Annotated in this window: 14 protein-coding genes and 1 pseudogene; 11 read left to right on the plus strand and 4 right to left on the minus strand. The window is 65.1% G+C overall.

Translation table 11 applies throughout. The features are described 5' to 3' along the window. Positions 1–133: 133 nt before the first annotated feature. The 6 genes and pseudogenes from IVA91_RS10715 to IVA91_RS10740 all read left to right on the plus strand — a co-directional run bounded on the left by IVA91_RS10715 (position 134) and on the right by IVA91_RS10740 (position 5,818). Positions 134–1,033, plus strand: a pseudogene (locus tag IVA91_RS10715) (ABC transporter permease). 274 nt (positions 1,034–1,307) lie between these two features. Next, positions 1,308–3,092: an ABC transporter ATP-binding protein gene (locus tag IVA91_RS10720; protein WP_247418703.1), complete on the plus strand. Its 1,785-nt coding sequence runs from the start codon at positions 1,308–1,310 to the stop codon at positions 3,090–3,092. Positions 3,093–3,109: 17 nt separating this feature from the next. Further along, entirely contained in the window at positions 3,110–3,289 is a 180-nt protein-coding gene (locus tag IVA91_RS10725) for a DUF4089 domain-containing protein (RefSeq protein ID WP_247281882.1), read from the plus strand. 7 nt (positions 3,290–3,296) lie between these two features. Then, entirely contained in the window at positions 3,297–4,691 is a 1,395-nt protein-coding gene (locus IVA91_RS10730) for an AtzE family amidohydrolase (protein ID WP_247281881.1), read from the plus strand. 12 nt (positions 4,692–4,703) lie between these two features. Continuing rightward, entirely contained in the window at positions 4,704–5,099 is a 396-nt protein-coding gene (gene hpxZ, locus IVA91_RS10735; protein WP_247281880.1) for an oxalurate catabolism protein HpxZ, read from the plus strand. After that, positions 5,096–5,818 (plus strand): GntR family transcriptional regulator, encoded by a 723-nt coding sequence (locus IVA91_RS10740; RefSeq protein WP_247458718.1) that lies wholly within the window; start codon positions 5,096–5,098, stop codon positions 5,816–5,818. Before hpxZ ends, IVA91_RS10740 begins: the two co-directional genes overlap by 4 nt. A 113-nt stretch (positions 5,819–5,931) precedes the next feature. On the opposite strand, the gene atzF is transcribed toward IVA91_RS10740, so the two are convergent. Next, entirely contained in the window at positions 5,932–7,737 is a 1,806-nt protein-coding gene (gene atzF / locus IVA91_RS10745) for an allophanate hydrolase (protein ID WP_247281878.1), read from the minus strand. A 181-nt stretch (positions 7,738–7,918) separates the two neighbouring features. Then, positions 7,919–8,413, minus strand: a complete 495-nt coding sequence (locus tag IVA91_RS10750; RefSeq protein ID WP_247281877.1) for a MarR family winged helix-turn-helix transcriptional regulator — start codon at positions 8,411–8,413, stop codon at positions 7,919–7,921. A 150-nt stretch (positions 8,414–8,563) separates the two neighbouring features. On the opposite strand from IVA91_RS10750, the gene IVA91_RS10755 reads away from it, so the two are divergent. Then, a complete protein-coding gene (locus IVA91_RS10755; protein ID WP_247281876.1) occupies positions 8,564–10,414 on the plus strand; it encodes a feruloyl-CoA synthase in 1,851 nt (616 codons plus the stop codon). Between the two features lie 344 nt (positions 10,415–10,758). On the opposite strand, the gene IVA91_RS10760 is transcribed toward IVA91_RS10755, so the two are convergent. Then, complete coding sequence (locus IVA91_RS10760; protein WP_247281875.1) at positions 10,759–11,265, minus strand: MarR family transcriptional regulator; 507 nt, start codon at positions 11,263–11,265, stop codon at positions 10,759–10,761. An 83-nt stretch (positions 11,266–11,348) separates the two neighbouring features. On the opposite strand from IVA91_RS10760, the gene IVA91_RS10765 reads away from it, so the two are divergent. Genes IVA91_RS10765 through IVA91_RS10775 form a run of 3 tightly spaced genes read left to right on the plus strand, consistent with a single transcriptional unit; the run spans position 11,349 to position 14,174 of the window. Further along, complete coding sequence (locus IVA91_RS10765; RefSeq protein ID WP_247281874.1) at positions 11,349–12,569, plus strand: cytochrome P450; 1,221 nt, start codon at positions 11,349–11,351, stop codon at positions 12,567–12,569. Positions 12,570–12,580: 11 nt separating this feature from the next. Next, the gene (locus IVA91_RS10770) at positions 12,581–12,904 is read left to right on the plus strand and encodes a 2Fe-2S iron-sulfur cluster-binding protein (RefSeq protein WP_247281873.1); all 324 of its coding nucleotides are present in this window, start codon (positions 12,581–12,583) and stop codon (positions 12,902–12,904) included. A gap of 58 nt (positions 12,905–12,962) precedes the next feature. Next, complete coding sequence (locus tag IVA91_RS10775) at positions 12,963–14,174, plus strand: ABC transporter substrate-binding protein (RefSeq protein ID WP_247458728.1); 1,212 nt, start codon at positions 12,963–12,965, stop codon at positions 14,172–14,174. Between the two features lie 163 nt (positions 14,175–14,337). Here IVA91_RS10775 and IVA91_RS10780 read toward each other — a convergent pair whose 3' ends face one another. Next, positions 14,338–15,600 carry an NAD(P)/FAD-dependent oxidoreductase gene (locus IVA91_RS10780; protein ID WP_247281871.1) on the minus strand — a complete coding sequence of 421 codons (1,263 nt, stop codon included), beginning with the start codon at positions 15,598–15,600 and terminating at the stop codon, positions 14,338–14,340. A 312-nt stretch (positions 15,601–15,912) separates the two neighbouring features. Between IVA91_RS10780 and IVA91_RS10785 the strand changes: the two genes are divergently transcribed. Next, positions 15,913–17,085: an ABC transporter substrate-binding protein gene (locus IVA91_RS10785; RefSeq protein WP_247281870.1), complete on the plus strand. Its 1,173-nt coding sequence runs from the start codon at positions 15,913–15,915 to the stop codon at positions 17,083–17,085. Positions 17,086–17,265: the final 180 nt, after the last annotated feature.

Below are 17,265 nucleotides of genomic sequence, written 5' to 3' on the forward strand. Positions count from 1 at the left end.
AGGGCTCTTTCCTCTTGGGGAGCCTCAATGAGGAGACACCCCCACCCCAGCCCTCCCCCGCAAGCGGGAGAGGGGGCGCACTTCCTTTGTGGCAACAACCGGATTCGACCGCATCACGATTCTGGGGGACATCATGAGCACCGTTGCACCAGCGGTCGAGCCCGTCGGCCCCGCCCGCACCTCGGGCCTGGTCGCAATCCTCGAACAGACGCGCTATGTGCTCGGCGAGAACAAGGTCACGGGCTTCGCCTTCGCGCTGCTGATTCTGATCCTGGCCGCCGCGATCTTCGGCCCCTATGTCGTGCCGTATGATCCGCTCGCCTCCGATACCGCCGTCGCGCTGAACCCGCCGTCGGCGGCGCACTGGTTCGGCACCGACCAGCTCGGTCGCGACATCTTTAGCCGCGTCATCGTCGCCACGCGGCTCGATGTTTTCATCGCGGTCGCCTCCATCGCGCTGGTGTTCTTGATGGGCGGGCTCGCCGGCATCGCCGGCGGTTATTTCGGCGGCTGGACCGACCGCATCGTCGGCCGCATCGCCGACACGATCATGGCTTTCCCGCTGTTCGTGCTGGCGATGGGCATCGTCGCTGCGCTCGGCAACACCGTGCAGAACATCATCCTCGCCACCGCGATCGTGAACTTCCCACTCTATGCCCGCGTCGCTCGCGCCGAGGCCAATGTCCGCCGCAATGCCGGCTTCGTGTAGGCGGCACGTCTGTCCGGCAACGGCGAATTCCGCATCCTCCTGGTGCACATCCTGCCGAACATCATGCCGATCATGATCGTGCAGATGTCGCTGACCATGGGCTACGCCATCCTCAACGCCGCCGGCCTGTCCTTCATCGGCCTCGGCGTCCGCCCGCCCACCGCCGAATGGGGCATCATGGTCGCCGAAGGTGCGGGCTTCATGGTCTCGGGCGAGTGGTGGATCGCGCTATTCCCCGGCCTTGCTTTGATGATCGGCGTGTTCTGCTTCAACCTCCTCGGCGACGGCCTGCGCGACATCGTCGACCCGCAGCGGAGGACGTGATGGTGGTCGGATTCGTGCAGCGAAGTCGTGAGGAGGGCACGTCTCTCTCGCTCCCTCCCCCCTTGTGGGGGAGGGCAGGGGAGGGGGGTAGCCCCAAGCGACGTCGGAGTTCGTGGCTACCCCCCTCCCTGCCCCTCCCCCGCAAGGGGGGAGGGAATGAGAGAGCCAAACCTCCCTCACGCGCAAAAATCCGTCAAAAATTCCCCAATGATTCCAACGCCATTCTACTGTGCATGGGGTTGTTTTCGCGTTTTTTGAGCGGCGGGACCGCGTCATGACGGCCCAACCCCTGCTCGACGTCCAGGACCTCACCGTCGAATTCACCACCCGTCGCGGCATCGTCAAAGCGGTGCAGCAGGTCAGCATCTGCCTCGCCAAGGGCGAGACGCTGGCGATCGTCGGCGAGTCCGGATCCGGCAAGTCGGTGACCTCCTATGCGGTGATGCGCATCCTCGATCGCGCGGGGCGGATCGCCGAAGGCTCCGTGATGTTCTCCGGCATCGACGTCAAGGCCGCGACCGAGGACCAGATGCGCGATCTGCGCGGCCGCGAGGTCTCGATGATTTTCCAGAATCCGCGCGCCGCCCTGAATCCGATCCGCAAGGTGGGCGACCAGATCGAGGACGTCTTGCGTACCCATGTGCAGCAGGCCCAGGTCGCCGACCATGGTGAAAAAGCCATTGAGGCGCTGGAGCAGGTCAAGATCGCCCGGCCGCGCGAGCGCTACCACGCCTATCCGTTCGAGCTGTCAGGCGGCATGTGCCAGCGCGTCGTCATCGCGCTCGCGCTGGCCTGCAATCCGCAGCTCCTGATCGCGGACGAGCCGACCACCGGCCTCGACGTCACCACGCAGAAGGCGGTGATGGACCTGATCGTCGAGCTGACCAAACGACGTGCGATGTCGACCATCCTGATCACGCACGACCTCGGCCTCGCCGCCGCCTATTGCGACCGTGTGGTGGTGATGGAGAAGGGAAGGGTGGTTGAGACCGCCAAGGCCGCCGACATCTTCGCGAGCCCGCAGCACCCCTACACCAAGAAGCTGATGCGCGCGACGCCGCGGCTGGGTGTATCGTTGCGAGACTTGCTGCCGGAGGAGGGGGCTGGAGCGGCGCAATCCCCATCCGTCATGGCCGGGCTTGACCCGGCCATCCATCACACTTCGAAAGACCACCCTCAGTCGATGGACCCCCGGGTCAAGCCCGGGGGTGACGAGAGTACAAAGCCCCTTCTCCTCGTCGAAAAGCTCGTCAAGGAATACCCCCGCCAGGGCGCGACCGCCGTGCTCGGCAAATTGTTCGGCCGCAAGCCGCCCGTCGAGCCGGACGTGTTCCGCGCCGTCGACGGCATCAGCTTCTCGATTCGCGTCGGCGAGAGCGTCGGCCTGGTCGGCGAGTCCGGCTGCGGCAAATCGACGACGTCGATGATGGTGATGCGCCTGCTCGACCAGACCTCGGGCCTGATCCAATTCGGCGGCGATGACATCGGCAGCATCGCGCCTGCCGCCTTCGCCCGGCTGCCGCAGCGCAGCCGCATCCAGATGGTGTTCCAGGACCCGACCGACAGCCTCAACCCGCGCTTCACCGCCGCGCGCGCCATCGCGGACCCGATCATGCATCTCGGCGACATCAGGGGGCGCGACGCGCTGCGCGCCCGTTGCGAGGACCTGGCCACGATGGTCGGCCTGCCGCACGACCTGCTCGATCGCTTCCCACATCAATTGTCCGGCGGCCAGAAGGCCCGCGTCGGCATCGCCCGCGCCATTGCCCTGCATCCAAAACTCATCATCCTGGACGAGCCGACGGCGGCGCTTGACGTGTCGGTGCAGGCCGTTGTCCTCAATCTACTTCAGGACCTGAAGCAGCGCCTAGGTATGAGCTATCTGTTCGTCTCGCATGATTTGAATGTGGTGCGCTTGTTGTGCGATCGTGTCATTGTGATGCGGACGGGACGGATCGTCGAAGAAGGCTCTTCCGAGAAGGTCTTGAGCGATCCGCAGGACGCCTACACCAAGGAACTGCTGATGGCGATCCCGCATCCGCCGTTGCAGGTTCACTGAGATAGTTTGGGAGCGTGATGGCCGAGCCGCTGGACGACTATATCGAAGCCGTATCGAAGGCGCTTGCGCTACCGGTCGAGGAGGCCTGGAGACCCGCCGTTCGCGCCAATCTCGAAGTCTCGCTGCGGCTTGGCCGCCTCGTCGACGAATTCGCGCTGCCGGACGAGACCGAGCCGGCGCCGATTTTCACGGCCTGATGTCGCCATGATCACAAAGCCAGAGATGACCGCCACCGAGATCGCGAGCGCGGTTGCGGGCGGCAGGATGTCGGCGCTCGCTGCCACGGAAACAGCTCTCGCGCGCATCAAGCAGCACGACACCATCCTCAATTCCTTCACCGATGTCACCGCCGACCGCGCCCGTGCCAAGGCGCGCGCGATCGATGCCGAGATCGCCGCGGGTAAGAAAGTCGGCCCGCTCGCCGGCGTGCCCTTTGCAGTGAAGAACCTGTTCGACGTAGCTAACCTCGTGACGCGCGCGGGCTCGAAGATCAACCGCGACCTCTCGCCAGCCAGGCGCGACGCCGCGCTGATCGAGCGGATGGAAGCAGCCGGCGCCGTGCTGGTCGGTGCGCTCAACATGGGTGAATACGCCTACGACTTCACCGGCGAGAACGTCCATGACGGTCCCTCGCGCAATCCGCATGACACCACGCGGATGACCGGCGGCTCCTCGGGTGGATCGGGCAGCGCCGTTGGCGCCGCGTTGGTGCCGATCGCGCTGGGCTCGGACACCAATGGCTCAATCCGGGTGCCGTCCTCGTTCTGCGGCATCTTTGGTTTGAAGCCGACCTACGGCCGGCTGTCGCGGGCGCGCTCGTTCCCGTTTGTCGCGAGCCTCGATCATCTCGGCCCGCTGGCACGCTCCGTCGCCGACCTCGCGCTCGCCTATGACGTCATGCAGGGACCGGATGCCGACGATGGCGCCTGCACCACGCGTGGCGTCGAACAGGTGGCGCCGCTGCTCGGCCAGTCCATCTCGGGCTTGCGCATCGCGATCGCCGGCGGTCACTTTCAGAAGAACGTGTTTCCGGAAGCCGTCGAAGCCGTCAGCCGCGTTGCCAAGGCGCTTGGCGCGACTGAGATCGTCGACATTCCCGAAGCCTCGCGCGCCCGCGCGGCGGCTTACGTCATCACCACTACCGAAGGCGCTTCGCTGCATCTCGATCGCCTGCGCAAGCGCCCGAACGATTTTGATCCTGCCGTGCGCGACCGGCTGATTGCGGGCGCCATGGTACCGGCGCCGCTGGTCGACCGCGCACAAAAATTCCGACGCTGGTATCGCGGCCAGCTCGCCGAGATTTTTAAGTCTGTCGACGTGTTGCTTGCGCCGGCGACGCCGTGCACCGCGCCGAAGCTTGGCCAGATCAATTTCACGCTCGACGGCGTCGAGCTGCCGGTGCGCGCCAGTATCGGCATCCACACCCAGCCGATCTCCTTTATCGGCCTGCCGGTCGTCGCCGTGCCGGTGCCGCTCGAGCCGCTGCCGATCGGCGTGCAGATCATCGCCGCGCCCTGGCGCGAGGACCTCGCCTTGCGCGTCGCGTACGCACTGGAGAAAATGGGCGTGGTATCGGCGCCGTCGCCAAGGGGACTTTAAGAGGATTTTGAGATGGAGATCGATCTTCCCGACGTGATCGCCGAAGTCAGAGCCGCGTTCGAGCGCTATGAGCAGGCCCTCGTCAGCAACGACGTCGCCGTGCTCGGTGAGCTCTTCCGCAACGACCCCCGCACGCTGCGCTACGGTATCGGCGAGAACCTCTACGGCTATGAGGCGATCTCCGGCTTTCGCGCCGGCCGCTCGCCGGTCGGCCTGAACCGGCGCACCGCGAAGACCGTGATTACGAGCTATGGCCGCGACACGGCCGTGGCCTCCACCTTGTTCTATCGCGACACCGCGCCCGGCAAGGTCGGCCGGCAGATGCAGACCTGGATTCGCTTTCCGGAGGGCTGGCGCGTCGTCGCCGCCCATGTCAGCATCATCGACGAGCCGAAAGAGACCGTATGAGGCTTGACGACTTTCCGCCGGGAGCGCTGCCAGCCGAGCCGGTGGTGCCGCGCGTCGACCGTCCCTCACCGTCGCTGCACAAGGTCACGCGCGCGGAAGAGCTGCGTCTTCAGCTCGCCGACGAGATCGTGCGTGGAACTTTGGCTCCCGGTGCGCCGCTCGACGAGACCGACATCGCGCGGCGCTTCAGCGTCTCGCGCACGCCGGTGCGCGAGGCGTTGCGCCAGCTCGTCGCGAGCGGTCTTGTCGAGGCGCGCGCCCATCGTGGGGCAGTGGTGGCGCAGCCCTCGATCGAGCGGCTGAAGAGCATGTTCGAGGCGATGGCGGAGCTCGAGGCATTGTGCGCCGGCCTTGCCGCCGAGCGCATGTCGGCCGCCGAGCGGCACGGCCTGGAGGCCGTCCACGAGGAGCTACGGGTGCTGAGCTATGCCGGCAATCCCGAGCGTTTCCACGAGGTCAACGAGCGCTTCCACAACGCGATCTGTGCGGGATCGCAGAACGGCTACATCGCCGAGATCACGCTCGCCACCCGCGTCCGCGTGCAGCCGTTCCGCCGCGCCCAGTTCCGCAATCTCGGACGGCTCGCCAAGTCGCAAGCTGAGCACGACCGCGTCGTCGTCGCCATCATGCGCGGTGACAAGCAGGGCGCCGCGGCAGCCATGCGCGCGCATATCGAATTGGTCCGCGGGGAGTATGAGATCTATTCGGTGTCGGTGTAGGGCGACTCGCTCGGTGCGGTAGGGTGGGCAAAAGGTGCGAAGCACCGTGCCCACCATCCATCCGCAATGATGTTGGATGGTGGGCACGCTTCGCTTTACCCACCCTACCGCACCTACGTCGTCGCGGCTTCCGCCATATACTTCCGCCAGCCGCCATACGCCGTGATGTCGCGTGCATCGGGCAACGCCTCCGGCTCGACGAGAAACCCTTTCACACTGCGGCCGTCAGTAAGCCTTATCGTGCCGATCGCCATCGGCGAAGGAATCGCATTGACGAACTTGCCGAAGGCAGACGACGACAGGGACCAGATCTCCAGCTCGATTGCGGCGCCCTTGCCGGCTTCGACGCGCAGCATGCCCGGCTTGGGCGGCGTCGTCTTGAGTGCATAGAGCTTGTAGTCCGGCGCGGTCTTGGTCGCTTCGATCAGGCGTCCGTTCAGCGCCTTGAGCTCGCCATTCAGCGCCATGCCGGAGAGATGGGCGCCGACGACTGCGATCGGAATCTCCTCGCCGCTGCTTGCGGGCAGCGGCGCGAGCGGTGCTTGCGCCACGTTCTTTGCGCCGAGACCCAGCTGCGTATCCGCATGGAACACACGGCCGATGCTGGCGAGCAACGCATCGCACCCTGCGGGGGCGAGCAGCGTAATGCCGAACGGAATGCCGTCGGCGCGCATCGACGCCGGCACGGCAAGGCCGCAGAGGTCGAGCAGATTGACAAAGTTGGTGTAGGTACCGAGCCGGCTGTTGAGCTCGATTGGATTGGCTAGCACCTCCGCGGTCGTATAGGCGCTCGGCGCGGTCGGCAGCACCAGCGCGTCGATGTTCGCAAATGTGCGCTCGGCGATCTTGCGCAGGCCCTGCAGGCGATAGAGCGCGCAGAAGGTCTCGGCGGCCGTCAACCGCGCGCCGGCCGCCGTGATCTCGCGCGTCACGGGGTGGATCGCATCGGGTGCGGACGCGAGCAGATCCTTGATCACGAGGTAGCGCTCGGCGACCCACGGGCCCTCATAGAGCAGCCGCGCCGTCTCGTAGAATGGCTCGAGGTCGAACTCGACGAGATCCGCGCCAAGCGCGCTCCAGCGTTTCAGCGCATCGCCGTAGGCGGCTTCCGCCGTCTTGTCGCCGAAGAAGATCAACTGCCCGTTGCGTGGCACGCCGAGGCGCAAATTCGCCGGGAACGGCGTGAGCTGCTGAAGCGGCCGGTCGCGCGAGAACGGGTCGGCCTGATCCGGGCCGGCCATCACGGAGAGCGCCAGCGCGGCGTCATCGACTGTCAGTGCGAACACCGAGATGCAGTCCAACGTGCGGCAGGCGGGCACGAGACCTGCGGTCGAGATCATGCCGAGGCTCGGCTTCAGCCCGACGATGTTGTTGAGCATCGCCGGCACGCGGCCGCTGCCGGCAGTGTCGGTACCGAGTGAGAGCGGCACGAGCCCGGCGCCGACGGCGACTGCCGAGCCCGAACTCGATCCGCCGGGAATGAGATCCTCATGGATCGAATTTTTGGGAATGCCGTAGGGCGAGCGCACGCCGACCAGGCCGGTCGCGAACTGATCGAGATTGGTCTTGCCGATGATAATGGCGCCCGCAGCGCGCAGGCGCTCCACGGCGCTGGAGTCGCGCGTTGGCGTATAGGCGAAGGCCGGACAGGCCGCGGTGGTCGGAAATCCCAGCGCGTCGATATTGTCCTTCACCGCAACCGGCACGCCATAGAGCGGCAGGCTCGCGGCATCCTTCGTGGCAAGTCTCTCGGCCTCCGCGATCGCGTCCTTCTCGTCGCGCAGGCTGATGAAGACCGCAGGATCGTTGTGGTCGCGAATGCGCTGGTAGGTCCGTGCGACCGTCTGCGCCGGCGTCAGCGTGCCCGCGCGATGCGCGGCCACAATCGCGGCGATCGTTTCAGGCTGCTCAGCCCCCATGACGACAAAACTCCGGCAACTGGTTCACCCGGCTCGAAGCAAGCGATGTGCCATTGTGTACAGCATCGAGGTTGGGCAAATACCCAGGATAATATCGTGATATCAGGGCTTTGCAGCGAGCTGGGGGTCGAGCGCACGCGCTTGGTTAGGGGGCATCTGCTTAAATTATGAGCAGCCGGGGTCACGTGAAGTCGGCGAGAATCCGAAGCAGGTGTTGCCGGTTCTCCCTTCCGATCTTCGCCTCGACATGCCGCTCATGCTCCGCGGCAAGTCGTTTGAACTTGGCCAGTGCCGTCGCGCCCTGCGCCGTGAGGTGCAACGCGTGCGAGCGCCGGTCCGTCTTCGACTTGACCCGCTTCACATATCTGCGCCGTTCGAGGCTGTCGAGCAGATGCACCAGCCGCGCGCGCTCGATGCCGAGGCGCTTGGCTACCGCCATCTGCGACAGGCCCGGATTGGCACCGATCACCGTCAGCACCGAATATTGCGTCGGCCTGATGTCGACCTCACCGAGCGTCCTGATGAAGTCCTGAAAGATCCATATCTGGAGGCGCCGCACCGCGTAGCCGGCATGCCCGACTAACGCATCGAGGCCGACCTCGTCGGAGTCACTCCGCTGCACTGCGCCGTTGCCGGCGCGTTTGCGTGGGGACGTCTGGGCTGCGCTGCTTGTCACATCGTGTCTCCCTCGGCGCGACCTTAGCGCCTCGACGGGCGGCGCGAAAGATTGTTGTTGACGACAACAATTGTCCCGCCCAACATTGTGGCCAAGCAGCCCGGAACGAGGCGGCAGCCGATCCCGAATCCGGGCGGAGGAGGAAACCCCATGACGACCGCCCCACGCGGTGACGCTGCAAGCCTGTTCGCAACGCCAAGGACGGTCGCAGAGCATCGCGCCGACGGCAGCATCGTGCTGCGCTCGCCCGAGCCACTTGGCGCGAGCGCGCGCTGCACCGGCGACTGGCTGGAGCAATGGGCGCGGCAAACATCCGATACGATCTTCCTCGCCGAGCGCGGCAGTGCCGATGCGCCTTGGACTACCGTCACCTATGCGCAGGCGCTGCGGCAGGTGCGGGCGGCCGCGTCCTGGATCCTGGCGCAGGGCCTCAGTGCCGAGCGACCGCTCGCTATTCTCTCCGACAACAGCATCGATCACGCGCTGCTCGCGCTCGCCGCGCAGCATGTCGGCGTGCCCTCAGCGGCCGTTTCATCCGCCTATTCGCTGGTGTCGAAAGATTTCGACAAGCTCAGGAGCATGATCGCGCTGCTCGCGCCGGGCGCGATCTATGTCTCCGCAACCAAGCCATTTGCGGCGGCGCTGGCCGCGATCAGGCCGTTGCACACGGCGCAGATCATCAGCGGCCATGCCGACGACGCCGATGCGCTGTCGTTCCGCTCCATTGCGGAGACCGTAGAGACGCTCGACGTCGCCAGAGCCTTCGCCGCGGTGACGCCGGATACGATCGCGAAATTCCTGTTCACCTCGGGCTCGACCGGTACGCCCAAGGCGGTCATCAACACCCAGCGAATGCTGACCTCGAGCCAACAGGCCAAGGCGCAGACCTGGACGTTTCTCGAACCGGGCCGCGGCGATCTCGTGATCCTCGATTGGCTGCCCTGGAGCCACACCTTCGGCGCCAACCACAATTTCAACCTCGTGCTGCGCAACGGCGGCTCGCTCTATATCGACGGCGGCAAGCCCGCGCCGGGTCTGTTTGCGACGTCCCTCGCCAATCTACGAAGCGTGATGCCGACGGTCTATTTCAACGTGCCGCGCGGCTTCGACATGCTGACCGCGGCACTGCGCGGCGACGAGGAGCTGCGCCGCCGCTTCTTCGGCGAGGTGAAATTCGCTTTCTATGCCGGCGCGGCGCTGCCGCAGAATATCTGGGATGCACTCGAAGATCTCTCGATCAAGACCGTCGGCCATGCGTTGCCGATGGTCTCGGCCTGGGGCTCGACCGAGACGTCCCCGCTCGCGACCGATTGCCATTTCCTCGCAGAACGCTCGGGCAATATCGGCGTGCCGATTCCCGGCACCGAGCTCAAGCTCGTCGCCGCCGGCGACAAGCTGGAAGTTCGCGTGCGCGGCCCCAACGTCACGCCGGGCTATTGGAAGGCGCCGGAGCTGACGAAGCAGGCGTTCGACGACGAAGGCTTCTATCTCATCGGCGATGCCGTAAAGTTTGCCGATGCGAAGCGGCCTGAGCGCGGCTTGTTCTTCGATGGGCGCGTCGCGGAAGATTTCAAGCTCAATTCCGGAACTTGGGTCAGTGTCGGCACCTTGCGTGTCGCCGGCATCGCCGCATTGGCGCCGCTCGCGCAGGATATCGTCGTTACCGGCCATGGCGGCGACGAGGTGCGCTTCCTGGTGTTTCCGAATATTGCTGCCTGCCGCGCCCATGCCGGGCTGGGCGACACGGCGGCTGTGAACGACGTGCTGGCGCATGATAAGGTCAGGACCGCGATCGCGCAGGCTCTGACGCGGCTGAAACAGCAGAGCAGCAACTCCTCCGGCCATGCCACGCGCGCGCTGCTGCTCGCCGAGCCGGCCTCGGTCGACGGCGGCGAGATCACCGACAAGGGGTACATCAACCAGCGCGCCGTGCTGACGCGTCGTGCCGATGCGGTGGCGCGGCTGAATGATGATGCGTCGAGCGAGTGGGTTGGCTTGTAGCTATCTGCTGGTCGAGACGAAGTCAGGCACGCTCTTTCCACGTCGTCGTTGCTGTGCAGAGGGACCCTTGCGACGAAGCAAATCAGACTGTCCCCGTGGAAGGACTTCCGGCGAAATCCGACTAAACGGCTTGGCCAATAGGCCAGTCATTCTGTCGCAATATCTTGCAAATTCTTTTTGTTGCCCAAGCAACTAATTTATGCGAACCGTTTCCGGCAGGGAGGACGGCGGGGCAACCGCCGCATCCGCTTCGGAGGAACACCATGCGCGGCAGGAATGGCACCGTCGGCAGGTGCCGGCGTATGCCTGGGCAGGAGAGGAGCAGACAGCTCGCGCGCGATCTGTCAGGGCTCAGTGCTGCCGGTCACCGCGCCGAGATTTTCGTGCAGCCGACGGAGCAGGTCGATCAGCACCTCGCGCTCGTCCTTGCTGAGGCAGGACAGGAGGCGCCGCTCGCGTTCGAGCGCCGCGACGATCACCTTGTCGTGGGTGGCGCGGCCCTTCGCCGTGAGCGAGATCGAATGGGTGCGGCCATCGTTCGGGTCGGTGCGGATCGACACCAGCCCGCGCTTTTCGAGCCCCGCGAGCGTCCGGCTCACCGGGCCCTTGTCGAAGCCGATGACGTGGCAGATGCGCGACGCCGGAATGCCGGGCTCGATCGCCAGCAGCGACATGATCCGCCATTCCGTGACGTTGACGCCGAACTGCCGCTGATAGAACGAGGTCGCGCTGTTCGAGAGCTTGTTGGCGATGAAGGTGATGAAGGCCGGGACGTAACGGTCGAGATCGAGCGTCGGCCCGAATTCGGCGGGCGCAGGCTTTTGGCGGGCTCTGGTCAAGGACGGCGGCATATCGGGGTTCTGAGTCGCGGCTTGTCCCATGACCTAAGGGTAAGCGCCGCCCTTTCACAAGATCAAAATGAGAGAGGTCTTCCATGACCGCATCCGGCTCCCCTGTAGCAACTGACGTCGCGGCCGTGCCGCATCTCGACGTCGATCCCTTCGCGATGAGTTTTTTTGCCGATCCCTACCCCACGCATGAACTGCTGCGGGAGGCGGGCCCGGTCGTCTATCTCGACAAATGGAGCGTGTACGGTGTGGCGCGCTATGCCGAGGTCCATGCCGTGCTGAATGATCCGGCGACCTTCTGCTCCAGCCGCGGTGTCGGCCTCAGTGATTTCAAGAAGGAGACGCCGTGGCGGCCGCCGAGCCTGATCCTGGAGGCCGATCCGCCCGCGCACACCCGCACCCGCGCCGTGCTGTCAAAGGTGCTTTCCCCCACCGTGATGAAGCAGGTGCGCGACCGCTTTGCCGCAGCGGCCGAGGTGCGGGTCGATGCGCTGCTGGAGAAGCGCAGCTTCGATGCGATCGCGGATCTTGCCGAGGCCTATCCACTCTCGATTTTTCCGGATGCGCTCGGGCTTAAGCCGGAAGGCCGCGAGCATTTGATTCCCTATGCGAGCGTCGTGTTCAACGCCTTCGGCCCGCCCAACCAGTTGCGCCAGGAGGCGATCGAACGTTCGGCGCCGCATCAGGCTTATGTCGCCGAGCAGTGCCAGCGCGAGAATCTGGCACCCGGCGGATTCGGCGCCTGCATTCATGACCGCGTCGATGACGGCGAGATCACCGCGACCGAAGCGCCGCTGCTGGTGCGCTCGCTGCTGTCGGCCGGCCTCGACACCACTGTCAACGGCATCGGCGCCGCGGTCTATTGCCTCGCGCGCTTCCCGGATCAATGGCAGCGCCTGCGCGAGGATCTCTCGCTCGCGCGTGGCGCTTTCGAGGAGGCCGTGCGGTTCGAAAGCCCGGTGCAGACCTTCTTCCGCACCACCACGCGGGAGGTCGAGCTGTCCGGCGCGAAGATCGGCGAAGGTGAGAAGGTGCTGATGTTCCTCGCCGCCGCCAACCGCGATCCGCGGCGCTGGGACAAGCCCGACAGCTACGACATCACCCGCCGCACCTCGGGCCATGTCGGGTTCGGCTCCGGCATCCATATGTGCGTCGGTCAGCTCGTCGCCCGCCTCGAAGGCGAGGTGATGCTGACGGCTCTGGCGCGCCGTATCGCGAAAATCGAGATCGCGGGTGAGCCGAAGCGCCGCTTCAACAACACGCTGCGCGGGCTCGACAGCCTGCCTGTCACCATCACCCCGGCCTGACGAGGAGCTTCATGCCCGCCATCACTTTCATCCATCCCAACGGCAGGTCTGATCGTGTCGAGACCAGCGATGGCGAAAGCGCCATGCAGGCCGCGACCCGCCACGGCGTCGACGGCATTCTGGCCGAATGCGGCGGCAACGCCATGTGTGCGACCTGTCACGTCTATGTCGACGAGAGCTGGCTCGCGCGCCTGCCAGCAATGGCCGACGAGGAGGATGCGCTGCTCGAGGGCACCGCAAGCGAGCGGCTCCCGAACAGTCGGCTGTCCTGCCAGATCCACATCACGCCCGCGCTCGACGGGCTCATCGTGAGGCTGCCGGAGCGGCAGGTCTGAAATCTGTGCCGCGCCGGCAACGGTCGGCGTGGCAACACATTCAACAGGAGAGGGAACGATGAAGCATCTGAAGTGGACGCTCGCACTGGCTGCGAGCCTGATGGTCGGCGCGGCAAGCGCCGAGATATCCGACAATGTCGTGCGCGTCGGCGTGCTCAACGACATCTCCGGCATCTTCCAGGACACCAACGGCATGGGCTCAGTCGAGGCCGCGCGCATGGCGGCCGAGGATTTCAACGGTGGCGGCAAGGGCATCAAGGTCGAGATCGTCTATGCCGACCATCAGAACAAGGCCGATGTCGGCCGCGCCATCGCGCGCAAATGGCTCGACGTCGAAGGCGTTGATGCCATCGTCGACGTGCCGAACTCGGCGGTCGGCCTCTCCATCAACTCGCTCTTGCGCGATAGCCGCATGACGTTCCTGGCGTCCTCGACGGCAAGCTCCGATCTCACCGGCAAGGCCTGCTCGCCCAACACCATTCAATGGGTCAACGACGCCTGGGCGACCGGTAACACCACGGCGGCCGCGATGATGTCGCGTGGCGGCAAGGAGTGGTATTTCCTCACGGTCGACTACGCGCTCGGCAAGGGAATCGAGGCTGAGGCACAGAAATACATCGAGGCGCATGGCGGCAAGGTGGTGGGTTCGTCCAAGCATCCGCTCGGGACCTCCGATTTCGCGTCCTTCCTGTTGCAGGCGCAAAGCTCGAAAGCGCAGGTTATCGGCCTCGCCAATGCCGGCGGAGATACCATCAACGCAGTGAAGCAGGCCGCCGAATTCGGCATCCAGCAGAGCGGCCAGAAGCTGGTTGCCTTCCTGCTCTTCATCAACGACGTCCGCGGCATGGGCATCAAGGTCGCGCAAGGGCTCCAGCTGATGGAAGCCTTCTACTGGGACATGAACGACGACACGCGCGCTTTCGCCAAGCGCTTCGCCGCGCGGCCCGGCATGAACGGCAAGATGCCAAGCGGCAATCAGGCCGGCGTCTACGCCTCCACGCTCGCCTATCTCAACGCCGTCGCCGCCACGGGCAGCGATAATGCCAAGAACGTCGTGCCCGAGATGAAGAAGTTCAGGGACAAGGACAAGCTGTTCGGCGACACCACGATTCGTCAGGATGGCCGGGTCGTGCACCCAATGTACCTGTTCGAGGTGAAGAAGCCCGAGGAGTCGAAATACCCCTACGACTATTACAAGCTGGTCTCGACGATTCCCGCGGACCAGGCGTTCCGCCCGCTGGCGGAGGGCGGGTGTGAGTTGGTGAAGTAGGTGGAGCTGCGCGCGCTGCTGCACCCTCTCCCCTTGTGGGAGAGGGTGGCTTCGCAAAGCGGAGCCGGGTGAGGGGTTGTCTCCTCACGAACTCCCTTTCGAGTTGAGAGAACCCCTCATCCGGCGCTTCGCGCCACCTTCTCCCACAAGGGGAGAAGGAGAACTACACCACCTTGCTACTCCCTTGCGTGATCAGTCGCGCCGCCCGCTGGTCGCGGGCGTAGATCCAGAGCCAGCTCAGCGCGACGCTGAGGCGGTGGCGGAGGCCGATCAGGAAGTAGATGTGGGCGATGCCCCAGATCCACCACGCGATGGTGCCGCGCAGCTTGATGCGGCCGAAATCGATTACCGCGAGCCGCTTGCCGATCTGCGCGAGGCTGCCGGCGTGCTTGTAGCGGAAGGCGCCCTTCGCCTGCCCGCGTAGCCGAGCCTTGATGGTCTCGGCGACATGGCGGCCCTGCTGCTTCGCCGCCGGCGCGATGCCGGGCACCGGCTTGCCCTCCCAGGCATTGATGCTGACGGTATCGCCGATCGCGAAGATCTCGGGATGCCCCGGAATGGTCAGGTCCGCCTCGACCTGCACCCGCCCGGCGCGATCGCTTGGTGCGCCCAGCCATTCGGCAGCGGGCGAAGCGCGCACGCCGGCGGCCCAGATCCTGGTCTTGGCGTTGAGCCGCGTGCCGCCGAACACCACGCCATCGCGGTCGATCTCGGTCACGGGTTGCCCCAGCACGACCTCAACGCCGATCTTTTCCAGCGACGCCTGCGCGTAAGCCGAGAGGTCGTCGGCAAAGCCGGCGAGCACGCGCGGGCCGGCCTCGATCAGCACGACACGCGCCTTGGTCGTGTCGATGTTGCGGAAATCGCCGGGCAGAGTGTGGTGCGCCATCTCGGCGATGGTGCCGGCGAGCTCGACGCCAGTCGGGCCGGCGCCGACGATGACGAAGGTCAGCCGCGCCGCGCGCCTCTCCTGATCCGTTTCGCGCTCGGCGCGCTCGAATGCCACCAGGATGTGCCGGCGCAGCGTTGTCGCGTCCTCCAGCGTCTTCAGGCCCGGCGCGAATTGCTCCCATTCGTCGTGGCCGAAATAGGCGTGTCGCGCACCGGTGGCTAGCACCAGCGTGTCGTAGGGCACCTCGCTGCCGTCGTCGATCAGAACGCAGCGACGTGCCGTGTCGACGCCGCTCACTGTGGCAAACAGCGTCGTCACCTCACGGCGATCGCGCATGAGATGGCGAATTGGCCAGGCGATCTCGCTGGTCGCCAGCGAGGCGGTCGCGACCTGGTAGAGCAGCGGCTGGAACAGATGATGGTTGCGGCGGTCGATCAGCGTGATCTCGACCGGCGCGCCCGCGAGCCGATAGGTCGTCTCCAGCCCGCCAAAGCCGGCTCCGACGATGACGACGCGGTGCGGTGTCGTGGTCATGATGCGCCCCTCGAATCGCGCTGCTCTATTTGTTCATTTAAGTGCGGTTCTGGGGCCGCGGTCCAATAGGCGTCATCAATCGTCGAATAGGCCAAGTGTATCGATGTGGCGCGAAAAAGCGCCGCAGCGTTGATCATGGCTTGGCCGAAGTGAGTAGAACTATATTTCTTGCCATCTCCAATTGGGGCGAAATATGGTGCAGGGACGGGCCCTGAGCCATTGGCGGCTCGACAGATTTTGCGTTCAATAGAGACTGGCCCGGGGGCGGCGATCACCCCGCCTCGGGACCGATAATCAAGGAGGGGAGTGGTTATGAGGACGGCATTCTGGCTGGCGGGCGCAGCGGCGCTGGTGCTGGCAAATCCGGCATGCGCCGGCGACACCATCAAGATCGGCTTCGTGTCGACCTTCAGCGGCCCGACCGCCGTGATCGGCAATGACATGCGCAATTCCTTCGAGCTCGCGCTCGATCATCTCGGCCGCAAGATGGACGGCAAGCCGGTCGAGGTGATCTACGAGGACGACGGGCAGAAGCCGGATGTCGGCAAGCAGAAGACCGAGAAGCTGGTGCAGTCCGACAAGGTCGATTTCATCGTCGGCTACATCTGGTCGAACGTGCTCCTGGCCTCGCTCAAGACCGCGGTGGACTCGCAGACCTTCCTGATCTCGGCCAATGCCGGTCCCTCGCAGCTCGCGGGCGAGCTGTGCTCGCCTTATGTGTTCTCGACCTCCTGGCAGAACGACCAGACGCCGCAGGCGATGGGCCTCTACATGAACCAGAAGGGCGTCAAGAGCGTGTTCCTGATCGGGCCGAACTACGCCGCCGGCAAGGACATGCTCGCCGGTTTGAAGAGCACGTTCAAGGGCGAGATCAAGGGCGAGGAGTACACGGTCTGGCCGAGCCAGCTCGACTTCTCCGCCGAGCTCTCCAAGGCGCGCGCCTCCGGCGCCGAGTCGATCTTCGTGTTCTACCCCGGTGCCGCCGGCGTGCAGTTCCTCAATCAATATGCCCAAGCCGGCCTCAAGAGCACCATGCCGCTCTACACCGTCTTCACCATCGACGAGCTGTCGCTGCCGCTCCAGAAGGAGAATGCGCTCGGAGTGCCCGGCGCGCAGGAATGGGTCAATGACCTCCCCAACGAGCAGAACAAGCGCTTCGTCGCCGATTATCGCAAGAAGTATCCCGGCCTGCGGCCGACCTACTACGGCGCACAATCGTATGATGCCGCCCAGCTCATCAACAGCGCCGTGGTCGCGGTGAAGGGCGACACCAGCAAGAAGGATGCGATGAAGGCCGAGATGGAAAAGGCCAACTTCAAGTCGCTGCGCGGCTCCTTCAAGTACGGCAACAATCACATCCCGATCCAGAGCTTCTATCTCCAGGACGTGGTCAAGGACGCCGAAGGCCAGCTCGCGCTGAAGACCGTCGCCACCATCGTCGAGAACGACCAGGATCGTTTCCACGACAAGTGCAAGATGAAGTGAGGTCTTGATCTTCCCCTCTTCCCGCGCTTGCCCGCCGAAGCTTTAGCGTACGCGGATGCGGGGAGAGGGGCTGGGTGAGGAGAAGTCTCCGTTGGGACGGAGAGAGACGTTTATTCGATAGTCGCCGCACCGTCATTGCGAGCGTAGCGAAGCAATCCAGAGTCTTTCCGCGGAGGGATT

Origin of the sequence: Bradyrhizobium sp. 153 (assembly GCF_023073835.1) — a bacterium.
In the GTDB taxonomy this organism is placed as follows: Bacteria; Pseudomonadota; Alphaproteobacteria; order Rhizobiales; family Xanthobacteraceae; genus Bradyrhizobium.